This window comes from Streptomyces sp. HD (assembly GCF_028369295.1).
Classification (GTDB): domain Bacteria; phylum Actinomycetota; class Actinomycetes; order Streptomycetales; family Streptomycetaceae; genus Streptomyces.
The window spans coordinates 1-20,976 of the sequence record NZ_JAQMYP010000007.1; the positions used below are offsets into that span (position 1 = coordinate 1).

A 20,976-nucleotide genomic window follows, 5' to 3' on the forward strand; every position below is an offset into this window, starting at 1 on the left:
TTTTTTTTTTTTTTTTTATTTTATTTTTTTTTTTTTTTTTTTTTTTTTTTTTTTTTTTTTTTTTTATTAAAACACCCCCCCCCCCCCCCCCCCCCCCCCCGCGACAGCATGCCGATCAGCGCCACCGTCACCGCCGCGACCGCCAGCGCCTCGGACGTGCTCAGCACCTCCTCGGGCGCGGGCCCGGACGCGGTGACGAGGATCGCCCCCAGGCCGGCCAGCGTCAGCGCCGTACCGCGCCACTCGACCCCGCTGACCCGCCGCCCCGCGAGCCGCGCGCCCAGCGGCACCGCGGCCACGAGGGTGAGCGCGCCGAGCGGCTGGACGACGGTCAGCGGGCCGTACTTCAGGGCCACCACGTGCAGCAGCGCGCCGGAGCCGTTCAGCAGGACCGACCCCCACCAGGCGCCGGAGCCCAGCAGCCGCAGCAGGCCCGAGCCGGGGGCGCGGGAGGCCAGCCGTTCCTGGGCGACGGCCGCCGCGGCGTAGGCGACGGCGGAGAACAGGGACAGGACGATGGCGAGGACGGTGGCGTTCATCGGGCCGCTCCCACGAGTACGGAATCCTCGTCGACCGCTTCCTTGCCCCGGGCCGTCGGCACGGGTTTCCGGGCGCCGTGCCCGGCCGGCGCCGCGGTGCGCCTCGGCAGCCGGATCACCGCGAGGGCGACACCGAGCATGGCCGCCGCCACGAGTGCGTCGAGCCAGTAGTGGTTGGCCGTGCCGACGATGACCAGCAGGGTTAGCAGCGGGTGCAGCAGCCACAGCGGGCGCCAGCGGGAGCGGGTCGCCGCGATCAGGCCGATCGCCACCATCAGGGCCCAGCCGAAGTGCAGCGAGGGCATCGCCGCGAACTGGTTCGACAGGTGGTCGGCCTCGGGGGAGCCGTACACGGAGGGGCCGTACAGCTGCCCGGTGTCGATCAGACCGGCCGCGGCGAGCATGCGCGGCGGGGCCAGCGGGAACGTCAGATGCACCACCAGCGCGGCGGCGGTGACCGCGGCGAGGACACGGCGGGCCCAGACGTAGTGCGCGGGGCGCCTCAGGTACAGCCAGACCAGGAAGGCCGCGGTGGCCGGGAAGTGGACGGTCGCGTAGTAGGTGTTCGCGATGTGTATGAGCGCGTCGCTGTGCAGCAGAAGGTCCTGCACCGAGCCCTCGCCGGGCAGGCGGACGGCACGTTCGAGGTCCCACACGCGGTCGGCGTTGCCGAAGGCCTCGCCGGTGTGGCCGGTGGCCAGCTGGCGGCCCAGCTTGTAGACGAGGAAGAGCCCTGCGACGAGCAGGAGCTCACGGACCAGCGGAGGCCGCGCTATCGCGTCGGTCTCCGCTTCTGCAGGCTCGGTGCGGGCATTCATTCCCCCGGCCCTTTCGCTGAACGGTGGGTGGTGCTGGGCGGGCTTGTCGAGCCGCTGACTGCGCGGGCTCGCCCCATTCATCGACACGTCGGCGTACCGAAACGCCTCTGTACCGATACGACACTGTACCGATACGCTGGCGTTCCGGTACAGTGGCGTTTCGGTAGACGTACGACACACTGGAAGCACGGCACCGTTCGCCGAGTGAGGAGAAGAGTCATGACGTCGCAGGCCGCGGACGGACCGGAGACGGTCGCCGCCTCGCGCCGCTCCAAGATCACGCCCGAGCGTGAGCAGGAGTTCTTCGACGCCGTGCTCGAACAGATCCGCGCGTGCGGCTACGACTCCGTCACCATGGAGGGCGTCGCCGCCAGCGCACGCTGCAGCAAGTCCACGCTCTACCGGCAGTGGAAGACCAAGCCGCAGTTCGTGGCGGCCGCCCTGCGCGCCAGCCGGCAGACCCGTTTCGACGGCATCGACACCGGCACGCTCGCGGGGGACCTGCGCGAGGCCGCCCGGGCCGCCGGGGCGTGGTCGGGCAAGGACACCCGGCTGTTCCAGGCCCTAGGCCATGCCGTCATGCAGGACCCGGAACTCCAGCGGGCGCTGCGCGAGGCGCTCATCGACCCCGAGCTCGACGCGCTGAAGGAGATCCTCCGGCGCGGGGTCGAGCGGGGCGAGGTCGCCGGGGACCATCCGGCGCTGGAGTACATCCCGGCGCAGATCTTCGGCGTGCTGCGGGCCCGGCCCGTCCTGGAGGGGCAGGACGCCGACCCCGAATACATCGTCCGGTTCGTGGAGGCCGCCGTGCTGCCGGCACTGGGCCTGACCTGAGACTCAGGCCGCCGTCCATGGGATGACTGGACGGTGACCTGTTCCGCGCCGCACCGTGGGGACGGGGGCGGCGCGCACCACCGGCCGGGTGGGGTTCCCCCTTGAGCGGAGGGGCGCCCCACCCGGCCGCATCACGTTCCGGGCCGGATCAGACGTCCTGGCCGTTGCCGCCGCCCGTGGACACCTTGATTCCCTCGGTGATCTTGTCGATGACCGACTGCTCCCCGGCGTCGACGCCGATGCGGACCACGACCATCTGCTTCTCACTGACGGGGGAGGGGAAGGCGAGCGACTCGACATAACCGTCGGCGCCCTTGCTCGTGACCGCCTTCCAGCGGACCAGATAGCCCTTCTGCCCGGCCACCGTCACCGCCTTGGAGGCCAGCACCTCGTGCGAGGTGATCTCGCCGTACCCCTTGCCGTAGGACTCGTCGGCGTTCGCCGAGATGTCCGCCTTGGCGATCTCCTCGGCCGTCTCGCCCTTGGTGCCGAGCGCGAGCGCGGGCGTCGAGTAGGCGCCGCCCTTCATACAGGTCTGGGAGGTGTCCGAGGGGCACTTGTACGTCTTGTCCGACCCCACGTGCGCGCCCCAGCTGATCTGCTGGCCGTACCAGCCGTCCGGGATGGGGATGCTGATCCCGCTCACCGGGTCGGTCACCGCACCGCTGTCGATCTTCGGTGCCTCGGAGCCCTCGGGGGAGGGCGACTGCCCGCCGGAACCGCCGTTGCCGCCCCCGGAACCGCCGTTGCCGCCGCCGGAGTCACCAAAAGGCCCGCCCTGACCACCGCCGGGCCCGCCCTGTCCGCCCTGTCCACCCGGGACCTGCTGGGAGCCGGCGCCGCCGCCCGAGCCGCCGTCGGCGGTCAGCGCGTACACGCCGACGCCTATGCTCGCGAGGACGACCGCCGCCACTCCCACGGCTATGCCCGTGCGCAGACCACGCCGCCCGCCCGACTGCACCTGCCCGGGGTAGCCCGGATGCACCGGATACGCCGGGTGAGCCCCGTCGGCCGGCGGCTGCACGGGGTACGCCGGGTGAGCCCCGTCGGCCGGCGGCTGCACGGGGTACGCCGGGTGAGCCCCGTCGGCCGGCGGCTGCACGGGGTACGCCGGGTGAGTCCCGTCGGCCGGTGGCTGCACGGGGTACGCCGGGTGAGTCCCGTCGGCCGGTGGCTGTACCGGATACGCGGGCACGGCCCCTTCCGTCGGCGGCTCCGGCGGAGGAGTCCCCTCGGCGGCCGACCCCGTGGGCCGGACCTGGTCCGTCCATGCCTTGCCGTCCCACCAGCGCTCGGTGGGCGGACCGTCATTTTTCCGGCCGGGGTCGGGGTACCAGCCGGGAGGAGTCACCTGCGTCATGTACCCACCGTATGAGGTGTCGGTGAAAGCCGGATGAGAGGATCCGGCCCGACCGCCGCGGAATGCCCGACGGCTGCACAAAACCCGACGGCTGCGCAATGCCCGAAGCCCGAGAAATGCCGACGGCCGAGGGGCGCCCGCCCACCCCGGACGCGGGCCCACCCCGGACGCCCGTCCCCGCCGGGATCCTGCCCCGGATGCCCCACCACCCCGGGGACTCGGCTGCCCCGGGAACCGCCCGCCCCAGGAACCCGCCCGCCCCGGGAACCGCCCGCCCTGGGAACCCGCCCGCCCCGGGAAACCCGCCCGGCGTCACTCCAGCACCAGCCGCACCGGTCGCTCTCGCGCGGGCGGCGGCAGGCGTAGGCCGTCCCGGCCCGGGGTGAGGGAACCGAGCACGCGGGGGTGCCGGGCGCCGGTGGACGTCGGGTCGGTGCCCGGCAGGCCGTGCACGGTCAGGAATCCCAGCACGGCGAAGGCGTACGCCTCCTTCGCGGCGGCCGGCAGCCCCAGCGCGTCGGACGTACGCAGCGCCACCCCCGCCAGCTGCTGCCCGAGCATCCGCATCAGCACGGGGTTGCGCGTCCCGCCCCCCGAGGCGATCACCTCCGTGGCGCCCACCGCGCGCACGGCGTCGGCGACCGTCCGTGCCGTGAGCATGGTCAAGGTGGCGACGACGTCCTCGGCGGGCAGCGTCCCGAACCCGGCCAGCGCGTCCCGCAGATGCCCGAGATGGAAGAGCTCCTTGCCGGTCGTCTTCGGCGCGGGCAGCGCGTAGTACGGCTCCTCCAGCAGCCGTTCCAGCAGCGGTTCACGGACGCTGCCGTGACCGGCCAGCGCCCCGTCCACGTCGTAGGCGAACCGTCCCCCGCTGAACCCTCCCCCGGACTCCGTCCGGGGGGACCCCCATCTCGCTTCGCTCGCCGCCGCGTCGATCAGCGCACAGCCCGGCCCGGTGTCGAAGGCGGTGCCGTCGGGTGCGGTGAGGTTGGCGATGCCGCCCAGGTTGAGCGCGACCGGCGTGCCCGGCCGCCCACGCAGCCACAGCAGGTCGACCAGGCTGACCAGCGGCGCGCCCTGCCCTCCGGCGGCGATGTCGCGCGGCCGGAAGTCGGCGACCACGGGCAGCCCGGTCGCCTCCGCGATCCAGGCGGGCTGCCCGAGCTGGAGGGTGCCGTGAACCTGCCCGTGCTCGGCCCAGTGGTACACGGTCTGCCCGTGCGAGGCGGCCAACTCGGCCCGTCCGTCGCACAGTTCACGGTCCGCCCGGACGGCCGCCGCCGCGAAGGCCTGCCCGATCCGTGTGTCGAGCCGGCACACCTCGGCCATCGAGGTCCTGCCCGGCGGCAGCGCCGCCGCGAGCGCCTCGCGCAGCCCGTCGTCGTACGCCTCGCTGACCAGCCCCAGCGGCTTCAGGACGAGGCTGTCGCCGACGAGGCTCAGGTCGGCGGCGGCCGCGTCGATGGCGTCGTACGACGTGCCCGACATCAGGCCGATCACCCGCATCCGCTCAACTCGCCCTTCTCCTAGGGGATCTGGCCAGCGCAAGGATGCTCACCGCGCAGGTCGCCGCCGCGTAGTACGCGGGGATGTCCACGTTCCCGGTCCGTTCGATCGTCTCCGTGATGATGAGCCCGGCGCACCCCGAGAACACCGCATTGGACAACGCGTAGGCGAGTCCCAGGCCCGTATAGCGCACGTTCGTCGGGAACAGCTCCGTGAGCATCGCCGGTCCCGGCCCCGCCATCAGTCCCACCACGGCGCCCGCGCCGCACACGGCTGCCCCCTTCACAGTGAGGGAAACGCCGGGGTCCTGGAGAAGGTTGAGCAGCGGCACCGCGAGGGCCGCCACCAGCACCGCCCCCGTCAGCATCACCGGCCGCCGGCCGAACCGGTCGCTGAGCAGTCCCGCCGGCAGGATCGTCACCGCGAAACCCAGGTTGGCCAGCACCGTTGCGACCAGCGCCTGCTGGAAGGTCGCGTCCAGCGTGGACTGCAGATAGGACGGCAGCACCACGAGGAAGGTGTATCCGGCCGCCGCCCACCCCATGATCCGCCCCGCGCCCAGCGCGATCGCCCCCACGACCTCACGCGCGGGAGGCCGTTCGGCCGCCCGCTCCTCCCGGAACGCCGGTGTCTCGTCCAGCCTCAGCCGCAGCCACAGGGCGCCCAGCCCCAGCGGCAGCGTCAGCAGGAACGGCAACCGCCAGCCCCAGGCGTTCAGTTGATGTTCCGTCAGCACCGTGGCCAGCAGCGCCGCCGCCCCCGCACCGCCCAGCAGCCCCAGCGCCACGGTGAACGACTGCCAGGACCCGTACAGCCCGCGCCGCCCGGGCGGCGCGAACTCCGTCATCACCGCCACCGCGCCCCCGAACTCCCCGCCCGCCGACAGCCCTTGCAGCACCCGCAGGAACGTCAGCAGCCAGGGCGCGAGGGCGCCGACCGTGGCGTACGTGGGCAGCGCGCCGATCAGTGTCGTAGCCCCTGTCATCAGCAGGATCACCACGATCAGCACGGGCCTGCGGCCGATCCGGTCGCCGAGCCGGCCGAACAGGGCCGCCCCGACGGGCCGGAAGAAGAACGCCAGCGCGAACGACGCGTATGTCCTCACCAGCGCCTCGACCTCGCTGCCACCCTCCGGCGTGAAGAAGCGCGCCGCGATGATCGTCGCGAAGTAGCCGTAGACCCCGAACTCGTACCACTCGATGAAGTTGCCCACCGAGCCCGCGAGCAGGGCCCTGCGGGGCCGGACCGTGCCCCGGTCATGGATCGTCAGCGTCATTCCCGCGCCTCTTCACTGTCGGTTCGGCCGTCGGTTCTTGACTCTCCGTCGGGATTTCCGGGGCAGGTCACGGGCCCTGCGCGTCGCCCGCCCGCACCCGGATTCACCCATCACGGCAACAGCTGCCCGGACCGGCCTCCACTTAGGCAACCGGACGGCTACGCTCAAGCTCTGTACGTCGTTCGGGCGACTTGGGGAGGTTCGGGATGACGGAGGTACGGCCCACACAGGCCGCCTCGGCTTCCCTGTGGGAGCGCGACGAGGAACTCGCAGCCGTCGAGCGGGCCCTCGACACCTTGTGCGCCGACGAGTCCTCATCGGGCGGCCTGTTGGTGCTGCGGGGCGAGGCGGGTCTCGGCAAGACCGCGCTGTTGGCCGAGACACGCCGCATCGCCGAGGCCCGCAACTGCACGGTGTGGTCCGCGCGCGGCAGCGAGACCCTGAGTTCCGTCCCGTTCAACGTGGTACGGCAGTTGCTACAGCCAGCGCTGCTGTCACTGATGCCGGAAGAGGCGCGCGAATACCTCGGCGACTGGTACGACATCGCCGGACCCGCCCTCGGCATAGCGGACCCCGGTGAGCGTCAGGCCGACCCGCAGGGCGTGTGCGACGGCCTGGTCGCCGCCGTACGCCGACTGGCCCGGCGCGACTGGCCGCTGGTCCTGCTGGTCGACGACGCCCACTGGGCCGACCAGGAGACCCTGCGCTGGCTGGCCGCGTTCGCCGAGCGCCTCGCCGAACAGAGCGTCCTGGTCGTCGTGGCCCGCCGCCCCGGCGGTGTCAGCGGCGACGCCGCCCGCCATCTCGACACGGTCGCCGCCGCGGGCTCCTCGGTCGCCAACCTCAGCGCCCTCACCCCCGATGCCACCGCCGGACTCACCCGCGCCACCCTGGGCGCGCACGCCGACGCCCCGTTCTGCCGCGAGGTCTGGGCCGTCACCGGCGGCAACCCGTACGAGACCGTCGAACTCCTCGCCAAGGTGCAGGACAGCGAGTTCGAGCCGACCGAGGCCTCGGCCGGTGAACTGCGCGCCCTGAACCGTGCGGCACGCGGCGGCGGTCTCGTCGCCCGCCTGGAGACACTCGGCATCGAGGCCACCCGGTTCGCCTGGGCGGCCGCCATCCTCGGCGCCGGCATCTCCGTCGACCTGGTGGCCGAACTCGCCACCATGAGCCCCGACGACGCCGTGGGCTGCGCCGACCTGCTGCGCACCGCCCGTATCCTCACCGAGCCCGACCCGGCCGGCGCCCAGCCCGACGACGGCGATCTGCAGTTCGTCCACCCGCTGATCGCCACCGCCGTCTACAACTCCATCCCGGACGCCCTGCGCACCGCCATGCACGGCATCGCCGCCCGCGTCGTCACCGACAACGGACGCGGGGCCGCGGTCGCCGCCCGCCACCTCATGGAGGTCCACCCGGACAACGACGAGGAACTCGTCGAGCAGCTGCGCGAGGCCGCCCGCGAACACCTCGCCGTCGGCGCCCCCGACGCGGCCCGCCGCTGCCTGGAGCGTGCCCTGCTGGAACCACCGCTGCCCGAGGTGCACGCGCGCGTGCTGCATGAACTCGGCTGCGTCACCCTGCTCACCGCGCCCGCGACCACCATCGACCACCTGCAGACCGCCCTCGCCATGCCCGGCCTCGACGGCGACGAACGCGTCGACGCCGTCTACCGCCTCTCCCAGGCCCTGCTCCACAACGACCAGCTGGAGGAGGCCGTCCGCACGGTCGAGGCGGAGGCGGCCAAGCACGGAGCCGGGCCCACGAAACTCCGGCTGCAGGCCGTGCAGTTCATGTGGGAGGGCCTGCACGCGGGCGAGGCGACCTCCGAGGGACGCTCGGCCCGCCTCGCCGAACTCGCCAGGACCTGCACCGGCCGCGACAACTCCGAGCGCGCCCTGCTCATACTGCGCGGCTTCGACGCCATGGCCCGCGGAGAGAACGCCGAGGAGGTCGTCGAACTGTGCGATCGCGCCCTCGTCAACGGCCGGCTCGCCCCCGGACTCGGCTGGACCGACCCGGAGTGGGGCATCGAGCTGCCGATGATGCTGGCCAGCGCCTACGCCTACACCGACCGGCTCGACCGGGCCGAGGCCCTCTACAACGAGGCGCTGCGCGCCTACGAGTCGGCCGGCTGGAGCGGCGGCCACCTCGCTCTGGCGCACGCCTACGTCGGACTCGGTCTGCGCAGGCGGGGACGGCTCCGTGAGGCGGAGACCTCCCTGCGCAAGTCGCTGGCGCTCGCCGAGCGCGTCGGCCGTCGGCTGCCCCTGCACTGGTCCGCCACCTGCAACCTCGTCGACACCCTGATCGCCCGCGGCCATGTCGATCAGGCCTGGGAGATCGCCGAGCAGTACGGCTTCGCCCCGCCCTACCCGTCCACCATCGTCCTGCCGGACCCGCGCTCGGTCCGCGGCCGTCTGCTCCTCGCCGTCGGCCGCACCAAGGAGGGCATCAACGAACTGGAGGCGGCGGAGAAGGCGGCGGACGTCCGCGGCCACCACAACCCGGTGCTCGTCCCCTGGGCCGTCGACCTCGCCAGAGCCCTCGCCAGTGAGGACCCGGCGCGTGCCGCCCGGCTCGCCACCGACGTCCGCCGGCACGCCGAGCGCTTCGGCACCGACACCGCGATCGGCGAGGCCCTGCGGTGCGCTGCCGCGCTGGAGACCGGTCAGCGCGCGGTGCGTCTGGCCGAGCAGGCGGTCACCTATCTGGAGGCCTCGCCCTGCCAGTACGAACACGCTGCGGCCCGCGTCGAGTACGGCATCGCCGCCCGCTCGTCCACGGAGCTGCGACGGGGCATCACGCTCGCCGAGTCGTGCGGCGCGGACGGGCTCGTGCTCCAGGCTGAAGCGGCGCTGACGTTCCGCTAGGGGGGCCGGGAGGCGTGGTTTTCGGCTGCGGCGCCGTCGGGGCTGGTCGCGCCCAGGCGGCGGAGCCGCACATCGATACAGCCCCGTGCCCCTTCAGGGCGTTCAGAGCTTGAGGAGTTGATCTGTGACGGCGGTCAGCCTTCGCCGCATGTTCGGGTCGTACGTCCCCTCGTGTGCGCGTGCCCGCGACGTTCCGTCGTAGTAGCCGCCCGTTCCCATGTCCCCTGTCGCCAGGGCCAGTACCCCCGGCGCGCCGTCGGCGACCGTGTTCCAGGGCGTGATGCCGCCCTCCCGGACCATTCCCGTGTCCATGTACGTCGCCGGGTGCAGCACGTTGACCGCGACCCCGGTGCCCGCCAGTTCCTCGGCGAGAGCGAACGTATGGGCGGCGAGGGCGAACTTGCTGCGGCGGTACGCCGAGACACCGTCGTAGCCGCGGGACAGCTCGGGGTCGTCGGGATCGAGCGGCTCCTGCCCGGCCGAGCCGACGTTCACGATCCGCGCGGGCGCGTTCGCGCGCAGCACGGGAAGCAAGGCACGAGTGAGCGCGACCGGTGCCAAGTAGTTCACCGCCAGCCGCAGTTCATGCCCGTCGACGCTGAGCTCACGGCCCGTGCCGGGCGAACCGAAACCCACTCCCGCGTTGTTGATCAGTACGTCTAGCTCGGGATGCTCCCCGGCGACATGGGCGGCCAGCTCCCGCACCTGCCCCAGCGAGGCCAGATCCGCGACGAACCCCTCGGCCTCGCCCTCGCCGAGCAGCTCCTCCACCAGCTGCTCCGTACGGCCCGCGTCCCGCCCGTGCGCGAGCACCCGGTGCCCGGAACGGACCAGCTCGAAGGCGACGTAGCGGCCGAGGCCCGAGGTGGCGCCGGTGATCAGAATGGTGGACATGCCTCCACCGTAGGCACGGGGCGCGGACATGTGCGAGGTGCTGCTGAAACCACGACCAGCAGGGTCACCCTTTCTCCGCTGCTTCCTTCGCCTCCTCCGCGAGGACGCGCTGCGCCGCCGCGAACGCCGAGTTCGCCGCCGGAACCCCGCAGTACACGGCCGTCTGCAGCAGTACGGCGCCGATCTCCTCCGGCGTCAGCCCGTTGCGCCGGGCCGCCCGGACGTGCATGGCCAGCTCGTCGTAGTGACCGTGCGCGACCAGGGCCGTCAGAGTGATCATGCTGCGCTCGCGGCGGGTGAGCGTGGGGTCGGTCCAGATCTCGCCCCAGGCGTAGCGCGAGATGAAGTCCTGGAAGCGTGCGGTGAAGGAGGTCTGCCGGGCCTGCGCGCGGTCGACATGGGTGTCGCCGAGCACCTCGCGCCGCACCTCCATGCCCCGCTTGGCGCCGCCGTCGAGGTGGGCCCGCAGCGCTGTCAGCACCGCCTCCGGGCACTGCGCGGGCGCCAGGTGCGAGGCCCCCGGGATCTCGACCAGCGCGGCTGCGGGCACGGCGTCCGCGATCTCCCGCAGGTGGGCCGGCGGGGTCGCGGGGTCCGCGCGTCCGGCGATCAGCAGCGTCGGAGAGGAGATCTCGGCGAGCCGGTCACTGAGGTCGAACGCGGCGAGCGCGTCACAGCAGGCGGCGTAGGCGGCCGGGTCGGCGTCCCGGTGGTCCTGGACCAGCCGCGGCACGGTGAAGCCGGGCGTGAACCAGCGGGCGTTCGCGTTCTCCGCCAGTGAGGCGAGTCCCTCGCTGCGCACCAGCGCGGCCCGCTCCTCCCACGGCTTGGCACCGTTGAAGTGCGCGGACGAGCAGATCACGGCCAGGGAGGTGACCCGCTGCGGGTGGTGCACCGCGAGATGCAGCCCCACCGCGCCACCGAGCGAGACCCCCGCGTACGCGAACCGCTCGATGCCGAGGGAGTCGGCGAGCGCGAGCACCAGTCCGGCGAGGTCCCCGACCGTCGCGCCGGCCCCGATGAGGCCGGCCGCCGAGCCGCCGTGACCCGGCAGATCCCAGCGGACCACCCGATGGGTGATCGACAGCTCGGGCGCGACCTTGTCCCACAGGGCGTACGACGTGCCGAGCGAGGGTCCGAGCAGCAGCGGGGGTGCGGAAGTGGGCCCTTCGGCGTGGTGGTTGAGGAGTTCGTGCGTCAACGTCGCTCCAGGGCATGGTCGGTGAGGGCTCCGGCGGAGCCGGTGTAGTGGGTGGGATCGAGGTCGACGTCCGCCAGCTCCGGCGCCTCGGCGAGCGGGCGGCCCTCGGCGGCCAGCCGGGTGAGCAGCTCCTTGGCGCGGGCTCGGCCCAGCACCGGGGCCAGCTCGGCGGACAGCCGCTCGGAGACGATCAACCCGCGGGTGAGATCGAGGTGTTCACGCATCACATCGGGCCTGACACGCAGCCCCTCGGCCAGTTCCACGGCATCCCGGGCGGCTCCGCCGACCAGCCGCAGCAGCTCCCGCAGCGGCTCCCACTCGGCATGCCAGGCCCCCGCCGGACGCTCGTCCTCCGCCGCCAGCGACCCGTACAGCGTGGCCGCGAGCTGAGGCGCCCGCCGCGCCGCGGAGGCGATCAGCGTGGACCGTACCGGATTGGACTTGTGCGGCATCGCGGACGAGCCCCCGCCACTGCCCTCCGCGATCTCGGCGATCTCGGTGCGCGAGAGGGTGAGGACGTCCACGGCGACCTTGCCGAGCGCGCCCGCCGTGAAGGCCAGGCAGCCGGCGAGATCGGCGACCGGTGTGCGCAGGGTGTGCCAGGGCAGGCCGGGGGCGCGGAGGCCGAGTTCGCGGGCGTACGTCGCCGCAAGCGCCGTCGGATCGCTCGCGCCGTACGCCCTGAAGGCCGCCAACGTCCCTGCCGCACCTCCGAGTTGGGCGGGCAGCGAGTCCCGTACGGCCGACACCCGGTCCCGTGCGTCCAGGACCAGCGCCCGCCAGCCGGCCGCCTTCAGCCCGAACGTCGTCGGTACGGCGTGCTGGGTGAGCGTCCGTCCCGGCATCGCGGTGTCGCGGTGCTCCGCGGCCAGCCGGGCGAGCGCCCGTTCGGTGCGGCCGAGGTCGCCGAGGACCAGGTCCAGGGTGCGGACGGCGACCAGCATCGTCGCCGTGTCCATGATGTCCTGGCTGGTCGCGCCCCGGTGGACGTAGGGGCCGTACTCCTTGCCGACGGCCTTCGTCAGCTCGCCGACCAGGGGGATGACCGGGTTGCCGCCGGCCCGGGCGCGCCCGGCGAGGGCGCGCAGGTCGAAGCGGCCGGCGTCGGCCGCCTCCGACACCGCGGACGCGGCCTCGGCCGGGGCGAGGCCGAGGGCCGTCTGGGCCCGGGTGAGGGCGGCCTCCGCGTCGAGCAGGGCTTGGAGGTAGGCCGTGTCGCCGGTCGCGGAGGCGGCGGGGGAGCCTGTCCACCCCGGGGCGAGCAGGCCGGGGTCGGTGTCGTCGTCGGTCTCGGCTTCGGCGCGTTCGGCAGGTGGTGTCACTGGAACTCCAGGAAGACCGTCTCGCCTTCGCTCTGAAGGCGGATGTCGAAACGGTACGTTCCGTTGCCCTGCTGCACCGCGATCAGCGTGTCGCGGCGCTGCGCGTCCACCCGGGAGAGCAGCGGGTCCGCGGCGAGCGCCGCCTCGTCGCCCGGCAGATAGATCCGGGTGAACAGGTGCACCAGCAGCCCGCGCGCGAACACACACACGCTGAGGTACGGCGCGCTCTGCCCGCGCGCCCCGGGCCGTAGCGTCCGCGCCGTCCAGTGGCCGTTCGCGTCCGTCTGGATCCGTCCCCAGCCGGTGAACTCCACCCCGTTGCGGCCCAGGAAGCCACCGCTCGCCGGGTCGCGCCGCATCGAGCCGTCGACCTGCGGGACATTGCCGTCCGGGTCGGCGCCCCACAGTTCCACGAAGGCGTCCGGGAGCGGATTGCCCTCGCCGTCCAGGACGTATCCCTGGAGCGCGATCGTGTCCGGGTGGCCGACGGGAGCGATGTCGCCGCCGGCGGGGAAGGGCAGGGCATGGCCGTAGAAGGGGCCGACCGTGTGCGACGGGGTGGGGAGCACGGTCTCCGGACGGCTCGGGTCGATCTTCGTCATGGCAGGTCAGCGCCCTTCTTCGATCCAGGTGGCGTTCGGCCCGTCCAGCACGATGTCCCAGTGGTAGCCCATCGAGAACTCCGGCACCGACAGGCTGTGGTCGTACGTCGCGACCAGCCGCTGCCGGGCCGCGTCGTCCGTGACGGACTGGATGATCGGGTCGTACGGGAACAGCGGGTCGCTCGGGAAGTACATCTGCGTCACGAGCCGCTGGGTGAACGCCGTGCCGAACAGCGAGAAGTGGATGTGGGCCGGCCGCCACGCGTTGACGTGCTGGCGCCACGGGTACGGGCCCGGCTGGACGGTGGTGAAGCGGTAGACGCCGCTGTCGTCGGTCAGCGTGCGGCCGACGCCCGTGAAGTTCGGGTCCAGCGGCGCGTCGTGCTGCTCCCGCTGATGCGCGTAGCGGCCCGCCGAGTTCGCCTGCCAGATCTCGATCAGCTGGCCGCGGATCGGGCGGCCCTTCGCGTCGAGGAGACGTCCCTCGACGGTGATGCGCTCGCCGATCGGCTCCCCGTTGTGCTGCCGGGTGAGGTCGTTGTCGATCTCGGTGATGTCGCGCTCACCGAAGGCGGGGGAGTGCAGCTCCACCAGCTCCGGGTCCTTGCTGACGTCGATGGAGACCGGCGGCTGCTTGGGGTGGCGCAGGACCGAGGAGCGGTACGGCGCGTAGTTGCGGCGCGGTTGGTGCTCCACGGGGGCACCGTCGGCGATCCGCTTCTCGTACGCGGCGTGCTCGGCCGCGATCTCCTGGTCGATGTCGTGCTGGGTGAGAGTCATGGGGTTTCCTCGGGGGTCTTCAGCGTTCGAGGACGAGGGCGAGGCCCTGGCCGACGCCGATGCACAGGGTGGCGACGCCGACGCCGCGGCCCTTGCGGGCGAGTTGATGGGCGACCGTGCCGGCGAGCCGGGCTCCGGACGCGCCGAGCGGGTGGCCGAGGGCGATGGCGCCGCCCTGCGGGTTGAGGATCGCCGGGTCGAACTCGGGCCACTCGGCGACACAGCCCAGCACCTGGGCCGCGAAGGCCTCGTTCAGCTCCAGCACGTCCAGGTCGGCGAAGGTCCTGCCCGCCTTGGCCAGGGCGCGGTTGACGGCTTCGACGGGGGCGAGTCCGAAGTAGTGCGGGTCGAGGGCGTGGACGCCGGTGGCGGAGATCCGGGCGAGGGGTTCGCGGCCGGTGGCCTTCAGGCCCTCCTCGTCGGTCAGCAGCAGGGCGGCGGCGCCGTCGTTGAGCGGGGAGGCGTTGCCCGCGGTGACGCTGCCGTTCTCCTTGCGGAACGACGGCTTCAGCCTGGCCATCGCGGCCAGGGAGGCATCGGGGCGCACACACTCGTCGGCGGCGAAGACGACCGGGTCGCCCTTGCGCCGCGGGATCGACACGGGCGCGAGCTCGGCGTCGAACAGGCCCTGCTGCTGGGCCTGCGCGGCCTTCTGATGGGAGGCCAGTGCGTACTCGTCCTGCTGCTCCCGGCTGATCTTGTGCTTGTCGGCGATGAGTTCGGCCGACTCACCGAGCGGGATGGTCCACTGCGGCTCCATCCGCGGGTTGACCATGCGCCAGCCCAGGGTGGTCGAGTACAGCTCGGTGTGCGCGGCCGGGAAGGGCTTGTCGGACTTGGGCAGGACGTACGGCGCCCTCGTCATCGACTCGACACCACCGGCCACGGCGACGGAGGCGTCCCCGACGGCGATGGCACGGGCCGCCTGGATCACCGCTTCGAGGCCGGAGGCGCACAGCCGGTTGACCGTCACGCCGGGCACGGAGGTGGGCAGGCCGGCGAGGAGGGCGGCCATGCGGGCGACGTTGCGGTTCTCCTCGCCGGCGCCGTTGGCGTTGCCGAGGTAGACGTCCTCGATCCGGGACGGGTCCAAGTCGGGCGTACGGGCGAGGAGTTCACGGACGGCGTGGGCGGCCAGGTCGTCCGGGCGCACGCTCGCCAGGCCGCCGTTGTAGCGGCCGACCGGGGTGCGGACCGCGTCCACGAGATAGACGGTCTTCACAACAGGCCCTCCGCGACGGTGAGTTTGGCGTCGGTCTTCGCGATGATCTCGTCCGCGCTCACACCGGGTGCGGTCTCGGTGAGAACCAGACCGTCGTCGGTGACGTCGAGGACAGCGAGGTCGGTGATGATCCGGTTCACGCACGCCTTGCCGGTGAGTGGCAGCGCGCACTCGGTGAGGATCTTCGGCGAGCCGTCCTTGGCGGTGTGGGTCATCACGACGATGACCGTGCGGGCTCCGTGCACCAGGTCCATCGCCCCGCCGATCCCGGTGATCATCTTGCCGGGGATGGCCCAGTTCGCCAGGTCGCCCTTCTCGGAGACCTGCATCGCGCCGAGCACAGCGACATCGATGTGCCCGCCGCGGATCATCGAGAAGGACAGCGCCGAGTCGAAGAAGGACGCCCCCGGCAGGACCGTCACGGTCTCCTTGCCGGCGTTGATCAGGTCCGGGTCGACCTGGTCCGCGGTGGGGTAGGGGCCGGTGCCGAGAATGCCGTTCTCCGACTCCAGGACCACCTCCACGCCCGCCGGGAGATGGTTCGGGATCAGCGTCGGCAGGCCGATGCCGAGATTGACGTACTGACCGTCTTCGAGCTCACGCGCCGCGCGCGCCGCCATCTCCTCGCGTGTCCAGGCCATCAGCTGCTCACCGTCCGCTGCTCGATCTGCTTGTCGGCGGCCTGCTCCGGGGTCAGCGCCACCACCCGTTGCACGAAGATCCCCGGCAGATGCACGGCGTCAGGATCGATCCCGCCCGGCTCCACGAGTTCTTCCACCTCGGCGATGGTCACCCGCCCGGCCATCGCCGCCAGAGGGTTGAAGTTCCGGGACGACTTGTTGAAGACGAGGTTGCCGTGCCGGTCGCCCTTGGCCGCCCGCACCAGTGCGAAGTCGGTGCGGATGCCGCGCTCCAGCACGTACTCGGTGCCGTCGAACTCCCGCACCTCCTTGGGCGGCGAGGCCAGCGCCACCCCGCCGGAGCCGTCGTAGCGCCACGGCAGCCCGCCCTCGGCGACCTGCGTGCCCACCCCGGCCGGGGTGTAGAACGCGGGGATCCCGGCCCCGCCGGCCCGCAACCGCTCGGCCAGCGTGCCCTGCGGGATCATCTCCACCTCCAGTTCCCCGCCCAGGTACTGCCGCGCGAACTCCTTGTTCGCCCCGATGTAGGAACCGGTGACCCGCGCGATCCGCCCCGCCGACAACAGCACCGCCAGGCCGGATTCCATCGCGCCGCAGTTGTTCGAGACCACCCGCAGCCCGTCGACCCCACGCTCGAACAGCGCCTGGATCAATACGTTCGGCACACCGCTCAGCCCGAAACCACCCACCGCGAGCGACGCACCGTCACCCACATCGGCCACCGCCTCCGACGCCGTGGCGACCACCTTGTCCATCCGAGAAGCCCCATCTCTTCCGAGCCTTCAGCACCTGGATTAGTCAGGGCACTGATTATTTCAGCGAGGTTGCTCCTCACGCTGCCATTGGAGTCGTGAGCCGTCAAGACCTCGGAAAATACGAAGACAAGGGGCCGTTCATCCAGAAGTCAGTCCCACGAGGGTCCGCTATTGTTCAGTGCACCAACGAATGCCACCGACGAATCCGACCAGGGGAGCGCGCATGGCCGCCGTGGATCTCACCACCCACCCCGGGCATCTGGCCCGGCGGCTCCAGCAGGCGCACTACCTGCTGTGGAACACGATGGTGTCCGAGGAGATCACCTCGCCCCAGTTCGCCGTCCTCAACGCGCTCGTCGCCGAGCCGGGCCTGGACCAGCGGACGGTGGGGGAGCGGGTCGGGCTCGACCGGTCCACCATCGCCGAGGTGATCAGCCGGCTCGGCCGCCGCGGGCTGCTCGACAAGGTCCGCGACCCCCAGGACGGCCGCCGCTTCCTGCTGCGCCTCACGGATGAGGGGCTGCGGACGCACAAGAAGCTGACCGTGCGCACCGCCCGGATGAACCAGGTCTTCCTGGCCCCGCTCTCCGCCGAGGAGCAGACGCTGTTCTTCGACCTGATCCGGCGTGTGTCGGACGCGGCCGAGGGGCTGCGCAATCCGGCGGAACCCCTCGTCGCGCAGCCCTGACCGCTCGCACGCTCAGTGCGCCGTGGCGAACACCACCCACACCTGGCCGTGCTGGAACTTCATCGGCCTGCCGTTGCGGGTCGTGAACGTCGTGCCGCCCGAGGCCTTCGGGCGCTTCCACTTCACCCCGTCGTAGGCGAGTCCGTCGCGCAGCACCGTCGCCTTCCCGGCGCCGACCGTCTCGGAGTACGGCGTGTTGTTGCCGAGGAAGTCATGGAACCTGGACTCGCGCACCTTCACGTACTGCACGATGACCGTTCCGGCCGTCACCCGCCGTCCGTCCGTCGTCCTGGCAGCCTTGCCGTCCATGGCGACCAGCCAGCAGTTCCGGCTCCTGGACCAGGTGAAGGTGTACCGGGCCGCTTCGAAGCGCACCGTCCGCGAGTGCACGGCCTTGCCGCCCGCGGGGGCGGCCCCGAAGCGGAAACCGGTCGTCAGGACGTCCGTGCCCGGGGCGGGGGACATCAGTCGGCGGGGTCGCAGATAGAGGTTGTGCGGTGAGGGCCTGGCCTTGTAGCGGAAGTACGCGTTGGTCGCCTTCTCGGGCGACTCCGCCCGCACCGACGTCTTGTCGATCAGTGGCAGGAGCTTGCTCTGGGCCCCGGAGAAGGCGAGTGTCGGGCGGTCGAACTGGCGCAGCAGCTCCAGGTCGCTCTCGCGGGCACTGCGTACCGGCCCGACGACCTTCGGCAGCTTCTGCGCGTACATCGCCATCAGCCGGCTGAGCCCGCCCTCGACCTGCTCGACGTACACGATGTCGGCCTCGTTGAGACCCGTGTGGGGCCGTGCGGCGCGCACGTTGTCGATCTTCACGGCGAGGATCGACTTGTACTTAGCCCTGCTCTTGGTCTCACTCGGCGCCGAGGGCTGCTGCTGCCGGCCGCGGCTGTCGTCGCGTGAGTCGTCGGAGGTCGTGCAGCCGGCCGCCAAGGAGGCGGTCATCAGAGCGGCCAGCGCAGCCGCCGTCGTCGTGGTGCGTCTCGTGCGCACCCCTCGCTGTCTGCCCACCGTTGTCACCCGCCACCACCCACCCAGTCCATTTCACTAATTGTGCGCTTATCTGTTCATAGGTGCCCATACCCGATCGGTTCGTTCCGCGAGCGGGAATCCATCGATCGGCCCATGGCCCGTGGCGACGGTTCGGCAAGGGAGCGCGGGGGTACCCGGCGGCCACCGCAGGAGCGGACGCACACGTGGCGGAGGGAGCACGGGGCGATGAGGGCTGTGACCTGGCAGGGCAAGCGCGAAGTGCGCGTGGAGAACGTGCCGGATCCGCGGATCGAGGCGCCGACGGACGCGGTCGTCCGGATCACGTCCACCGGGCTGTGCGGCTCCGACCTGCATCTGTACGAGGTGCTCACGCCGTTCATGACGCCGGGGGACATCCTCGGCCATGAGCCGATCGGCATCGTCGAGGAGGTCGGTGCCGGGGTGCCCGATCTGCAGGCGGGGGACCGGGTCGTGGTGCCGTTCCAGATCGCCTGCGGCAACTGCTGGATGTGCCTGACCGGGCTGCCGACCCAGTGCGAGACCACCCAGGTCACCGGCGAGGGCATGGGTGCCGCCCTGTTCGGCTACACCCGTCTGTACGGTGCCGTGCCGGGCGCCCAGGCGGAGTATCTGCGGGTCCCGCAGGCGCAGTACGGCCCGATCAAGATCCCTCACGGCCCGCCCGACGACCGGTTCGTCTACCTCTCCGACGTCCTGCCCACCGCCTGGCAGGCGGTCCGCTACGCCGAGGTCCCGGAGGGCGGCAGCATCGCCGTGCTCGGCCTCGGCCCCATCGGCGACATGGCCTGCCGGGTCGCCCAGGTGACGGGCGCCGGGCGCGTGTTCGGTGTGGACCTGGTGTCCGACCGGCTTCAGCGGGCCCGGGCGCGGGGCGTGGAGACGTACGACCTGAGGAGCTTCCACGACGAGAAGGAGCTCGTCGCCGCCATCCGTGACGAGACCGACGGCCGTGGCCCCGACGCCGTGATCGACGCGGTCGGCACCGAGGCGCACGGCAGCGCCGCCGCCCGGCTGGCCCAGCAGGCCTCCGCGATGCTGCCGCGCAAGCTGGGCGGACCGCTCGCCGAACGGTTCAGCGTCGACCGGCTCGCCGCCCTCCACACCGCCATCGACCTGGTGCGGCGCGGCGGCACGATCTCCCTGTCCGGGGTGTATGGCGGCACCGCGGACCCGCTGCCGATGCTCACCCTGTTCGACAAGCAGCTCCAGATCCGGATGGGGCAGGCCAATGTGCGCCGCTGGAGCGACGACATCATGCCGTACCTGACCGACGACGACCCGCTCGGCGTGGACGACTTCGCCACCCACCGGCTGCCGCTGACGGACGCGCCGCACGCGTACGAGATGTTCCAGCACAAGCAGGACGGCGCGGTGAAGGTGCTGATGCAGCCGTGACCGTGGCCGCGGCCGTGCGCCTCGTGGCGTGACCCGGGCTGGGCGTCCGGCCCGCGGTCCGGTCATGCTCTGGGGGAGCAGCAGGTCCGCGGTGCGGTCAGGCTTGCGGGGCCGTCAGCCCTAGCCCTGCGTGGCCGTCAGGCTTGCGGGGCCGTCTGGCCCGCGGTGCCGTCAGGCCTGTGGTGCGAAGATCTCCGCGAGGTCGTAGCGCACCGGCTCCTCCAGCTGTGCGTAGGTGCAGCCGGCCGGGGTGCGGTCCGGGCGCCAGCGGCGGAAGCGGGCCGTGTGCCGGAAGCGCACGCCGTTCTCCATGTGGTCGTACGCCACCTCGGCCACCCGTTCCGGCCGGAGCGGCACCCAGGACAGGTCCTTCTTGCCCGACCAGCGGCTCGGCGCGCCCGGCAGCCGCGCCGACTCATGCGCCGCTTCGTCGGACCAGGCCGCCCACGGATGCCCCGCGGCGTCCGCCATGCGCAGCGGCTCCAGCTCCTCGATCAGCTCGGCCCGCCGCTTCATGGAGAACGCGGCCGACACGCCCACATGCTGGAGAGTGCCCTGATCGTCGTACAGACCGAGCAGCAGGGAACCCACGATCGGTCCGCTCTTGTGCAGGCGGTAGCCCGCGACGACGACATCCGCCGTCCGCTCGTGCTTGATCTTGAACATGGCGCGCTCGTCCTGGAGATAGCGCAGGGTGAGCGGCTTGGCGATGACGCCGTCCAGACCCGCCCCCTCGTACTGCTCGAACCACCCCTTCGCCGTCTCGATGTCGGTCGTCGCCGGCGCCACATGCACCGGTGACGTCACCCCGGACAACGCCATCGTGAGCAGCGCCCGCCGGTCCGCCAGCGGCGTCTGAAGCAGTGACTGGTCGGCCAGCGCCAGCAGGTCGAAGGCCACGAACGACGCCGGGGTCCGCTCTGCCAGCATCCGCACCCGGGAGTCCGCCGGGTGGATGCGCTCGGTGAGCGCGTCGAAGTCCAGCCGCCCCTCCCGTGCGATGACGATCTCCCCGTCCAGCACGCACCGCTCCGGCAACCGTTCCTTCAGCCCCGCCGCCAGCTCGGGAAAGTACCTGGTCAGCGGCTTGGTGGTACGGCTGCCCAGCTCGACCTCGTCCCGGTCGCGGAACACGATCGCCCGGAACCCGTCCCACTTCGCCTCGTACTGCATACCCGGCGGGATCTTCGCCACCGACTTGGCGAGCATCGGCTTCACGGGCGGCATCACCGGCAGGTCCATGGTCCGATTCTGCG

Annotated in this window: 18 protein-coding genes and 1 pseudogene; 4 read left to right on the forward strand and 15 right to left on the reverse strand. The window is 72.0% G+C overall.

Annotated features, from left to right (window positions below; all coding sequences use genetic code 11):
* Positions 1 to 80: 80 nt before the first annotated feature.
* Positions 81 to 539 (reverse strand): annotated as a pseudogene (locus POF73_RS08950) (hypothetical protein); the annotation flags it as partial.
* The gene (locus tag POF73_RS08955; protein WP_272114006.1) at positions 536 to 1,357 is read right to left on the reverse strand and encodes a phosphatase PAP2 family protein; all 822 of its coding nucleotides are present in this window, start codon (positions 1,355 to 1,357) and stop codon (positions 536 to 538) included. The pseudogene POF73_RS08950 and the gene POF73_RS08955, both read right to left, overlap by 4 nt.
* Before the next feature lie 219 nt (positions 1,358 to 1,576).
* On the opposite strand from POF73_RS08955, the gene POF73_RS08960 reads away from it, so the two are divergent.
* The gene (locus tag POF73_RS08960; protein WP_272114007.1) at positions 1,577 to 2,191 is read left to right on the forward strand and encodes a TetR/AcrR family transcriptional regulator; all 615 of its coding nucleotides are present in this window, start codon (positions 1,577 to 1,579) and stop codon (positions 2,189 to 2,191) included.
* A gap of 148 nt (positions 2,192 to 2,339) precedes the next feature.
* On the opposite strand, the gene POF73_RS08965 is transcribed toward POF73_RS08960, so the two are convergent.
* The 3 genes from POF73_RS08965 to POF73_RS08975 all read right to left on the reverse strand — a co-directional run bounded on the left by POF73_RS08965 (position 2,340) and on the right by POF73_RS08975 (position 6,333).
* Positions 2,340 to 3,551 (reverse strand): DUF2510 domain-containing protein, encoded by a 1,212-nt coding sequence (locus tag POF73_RS08965; protein ID WP_272114008.1) that lies wholly within the window; start codon positions 3,549 to 3,551, stop codon positions 2,340 to 2,342.
* A 312-nt stretch (positions 3,552 to 3,863) separates the two neighbouring features.
* A complete protein-coding gene (locus tag POF73_RS08970; protein WP_272114009.1) occupies positions 3,864 to 5,057 on the reverse strand; it encodes an anhydro-N-acetylmuramic acid kinase in 1,194 nt (397 codons plus the stop codon).
* Between the two features lie 4 nt (positions 5,058 to 5,061).
* Positions 5,062 to 6,333, reverse strand: a complete 1,272-nt coding sequence (locus tag POF73_RS08975) for an MFS transporter (protein ID WP_272114010.1) — start codon at positions 6,331 to 6,333, stop codon at positions 5,062 to 5,064.
* A 206-nt stretch (positions 6,334 to 6,539) separates the two neighbouring features.
* On the opposite strand from POF73_RS08975, the gene POF73_RS08980 reads away from it, so the two are divergent.
* Positions 6,540 to 9,209 (forward strand): ATP-binding protein, encoded by a 2,670-nt coding sequence (locus POF73_RS08980; protein WP_272114011.1) that lies wholly within the window; start codon positions 6,540 to 6,542, stop codon positions 9,207 to 9,209.
* Positions 9,210 to 9,311: 102 nt separating this feature from the next.
* Here the strand turns inward: POF73_RS08980 and POF73_RS08985 are convergent, their stop codons facing one another.
* From POF73_RS08985 to POF73_RS09020, 8 genes are all read right to left on the reverse strand, one after another.
* Complete coding sequence (locus tag POF73_RS08985; RefSeq protein ID WP_272114012.1) at positions 9,312 to 10,103, reverse strand: SDR family NAD(P)-dependent oxidoreductase; 792 nt, start codon at positions 10,101 to 10,103, stop codon at positions 9,312 to 9,314.
* A gap of 64 nt (positions 10,104 to 10,167) precedes the next feature.
* Positions 10,168 to 11,304 carry a bifunctional 3-oxoadipate enol-lactonase/4-carboxymuconolactone decarboxylase PcaDC gene (gene pcaDC / locus POF73_RS08990; protein ID WP_272114013.1) on the reverse strand — a complete coding sequence of 379 codons (1,137 nt, stop codon included), beginning with the start codon at positions 11,302 to 11,304 and terminating at the stop codon, positions 10,168 to 10,170.
* Positions 11,301 to 12,626 carry a 3-carboxy-cis,cis-muconate cycloisomerase gene (gene pcaB / locus POF73_RS08995; RefSeq protein ID WP_272114014.1) on the reverse strand — a complete coding sequence of 442 codons (1,326 nt, stop codon included), beginning with the start codon at positions 12,624 to 12,626 and terminating at the stop codon, positions 11,301 to 11,303. Before pcaB ends, pcaDC begins: the two co-directional genes overlap by 4 nt.
* Positions 12,623 to 13,228, reverse strand: coding sequence for a protocatechuate 3,4-dioxygenase subunit alpha (gene pcaG / locus POF73_RS09000; RefSeq protein WP_272114015.1), 606 nt, complete (start codon positions 13,226 to 13,228; stop codon positions 12,623 to 12,625). Before pcaG ends, pcaB begins: the two co-directional genes overlap by 4 nt.
* Before the next feature lie 6 nt (positions 13,229 to 13,234).
* On the reverse strand, positions 13,235 to 14,008 hold the full coding sequence (gene pcaH / locus POF73_RS09005) for a protocatechuate 3,4-dioxygenase subunit beta (RefSeq protein ID WP_272114016.1): 774 nt from the start codon (positions 14,006 to 14,008) through the stop codon (positions 13,235 to 13,237).
* 19 nt (positions 14,009 to 14,027) lie between these two features.
* Positions 14,028 to 15,230 (reverse strand): thiolase family protein, encoded by a 1,203-nt coding sequence (locus POF73_RS09010; protein ID WP_272114017.1) that lies wholly within the window; start codon positions 15,228 to 15,230, stop codon positions 14,028 to 14,030.
* Entirely contained in the window at positions 15,227 to 15,871 is a 645-nt protein-coding gene (locus POF73_RS09015) for a CoA transferase subunit B (protein WP_272114018.1), read from the reverse strand. Before POF73_RS09015 ends, POF73_RS09010 begins: the two co-directional genes overlap by 4 nt.
* Positions 15,871 to 16,626, reverse strand: a complete 756-nt coding sequence (locus tag POF73_RS09020; protein ID WP_272114019.1) for a CoA transferase subunit A — start codon at positions 16,624 to 16,626, stop codon at positions 15,871 to 15,873. The genes POF73_RS09015 and POF73_RS09020 overlap by 1 nt, the downstream gene beginning before the upstream one ends.
* A gap of 223 nt (positions 16,627 to 16,849) precedes the next feature.
* Here POF73_RS09020 and POF73_RS09025 point away from each other — a divergent pair, with 223 nt between their 5' ends.
* Entirely contained in the window at positions 16,850 to 17,314 is a 465-nt protein-coding gene (locus POF73_RS09025; protein ID WP_272114020.1) for a MarR family winged helix-turn-helix transcriptional regulator, read from the forward strand.
* 12 nt (positions 17,315 to 17,326) lie between these two features.
* Here the strand turns inward: POF73_RS09025 and POF73_RS09030 are convergent, their stop codons facing one another.
* A complete protein-coding gene (locus POF73_RS09030; RefSeq protein ID WP_272114021.1) occupies positions 17,327 to 18,304 on the reverse strand; it encodes a DUF3048 domain-containing protein in 978 nt (325 codons plus the stop codon).
* Positions 18,305 to 18,529: 225 nt separating this feature from the next.
* Here POF73_RS09030 and POF73_RS09035 point away from each other — a divergent pair, with 225 nt between their 5' ends.
* A complete protein-coding gene (locus POF73_RS09035) occupies positions 18,530 to 19,720 on the forward strand; it encodes a zinc-dependent alcohol dehydrogenase (protein ID WP_272114022.1) in 1,191 nt (396 codons plus the stop codon).
* A gap of 171 nt (positions 19,721 to 19,891) precedes the next feature.
* On the opposite strand, the gene POF73_RS09040 is transcribed toward POF73_RS09035, so the two are convergent.
* On the reverse strand, positions 19,892 to 20,962 hold the full coding sequence (locus tag POF73_RS09040) for an ATP-dependent DNA ligase (RefSeq protein WP_272114023.1): 1,071 nt from the start codon (positions 20,960 to 20,962) through the stop codon (positions 19,892 to 19,894).
* Between the last annotated feature and the right edge of the window lie 14 nt (positions 20,963 to 20,976).

Excerpts from the sequence above, each read along its gene's own strand:
- pcaG (WP_272114015.1), bottom strand. The coding sequence starts at position 13,228 with ATGACGAAGATCGACCCGAGCCGTCCGGAGACCGTGCTCCCCACCCCG.
- POF73_RS08970 (WP_272114009.1), bottom strand. The coding sequence starts at position 5,057 with ATGCGGGTGATCGGCCTGATGTCGGGCACGTCGTACGACGCCATCGAC.
- POF73_RS08975 (WP_272114010.1), bottom strand. The coding sequence starts at position 6,333 with ATGACGCTGACGATCCATGACCGGGGCACGGTCCGGCCCCGCAGGGCC.
- POF73_RS09020 (WP_272114019.1), bottom strand. The coding sequence starts at position 16,626 with ATGGACAAGGTGGTCGCCACGGCGTCGGAGGCGGTGGCCGATGTGGGT.
- POF73_RS08960 (WP_272114007.1), top strand. The coding sequence starts at position 1,577 with ATGACGTCGCAGGCCGCGGACGGACCGGAGACGGTCGCCGCCTCGCGC.
- POF73_RS08955 (WP_272114006.1), bottom strand. The coding sequence starts at position 1,357 with ATGAATGCCCGCACCGAGCCTGCAGAAGCGGAGACCGACGCGATAGCG.
- POF73_RS09025 (WP_272114020.1), top strand. The coding sequence starts at position 16,850 with ATGGCCGCCGTGGATCTCACCACCCACCCCGGGCATCTGGCCCGGCGG.
- POF73_RS08965 (WP_272114008.1), bottom strand. The coding sequence starts at position 3,551 with ATGACGCAGGTGACTCCTCCCGGCTGGTACCCCGACCCCGGCCGGAAA.
- pcaH (WP_272114016.1), bottom strand. The coding sequence starts at position 14,008 with ATGACTCTCACCCAGCACGACATCGACCAGGAGATCGCGGCCGAGCAC.
- POF73_RS09040 (WP_272114023.1), bottom strand. The coding sequence starts at position 20,962 with ATGGACCTGCCGGTGATGCCGCCCGTGAAGCCGATGCTCGCCAAGTCG.
- POF73_RS09015 (WP_272114018.1), bottom strand. The coding sequence starts at position 15,871 with ATGGCCTGGACACGCGAGGAGATGGCGGCGCGCGCGGCGCGTGAGCTC.
- POF73_RS08980 (WP_272114011.1), top strand. The coding sequence starts at position 6,540 with ATGACGGAGGTACGGCCCACACAGGCCGCCTCGGCTTCCCTGTGGGAG.
- POF73_RS08985 (WP_272114012.1), bottom strand. The coding sequence starts at position 10,103 with ATGTCCACCATTCTGATCACCGGCGCCACCTCGGGCCTCGGCCGCTAC.
- POF73_RS09035 (WP_272114022.1), top strand. The coding sequence starts at position 18,530 with ATGAGGGCTGTGACCTGGCAGGGCAAGCGCGAAGTGCGCGTGGAGAAC.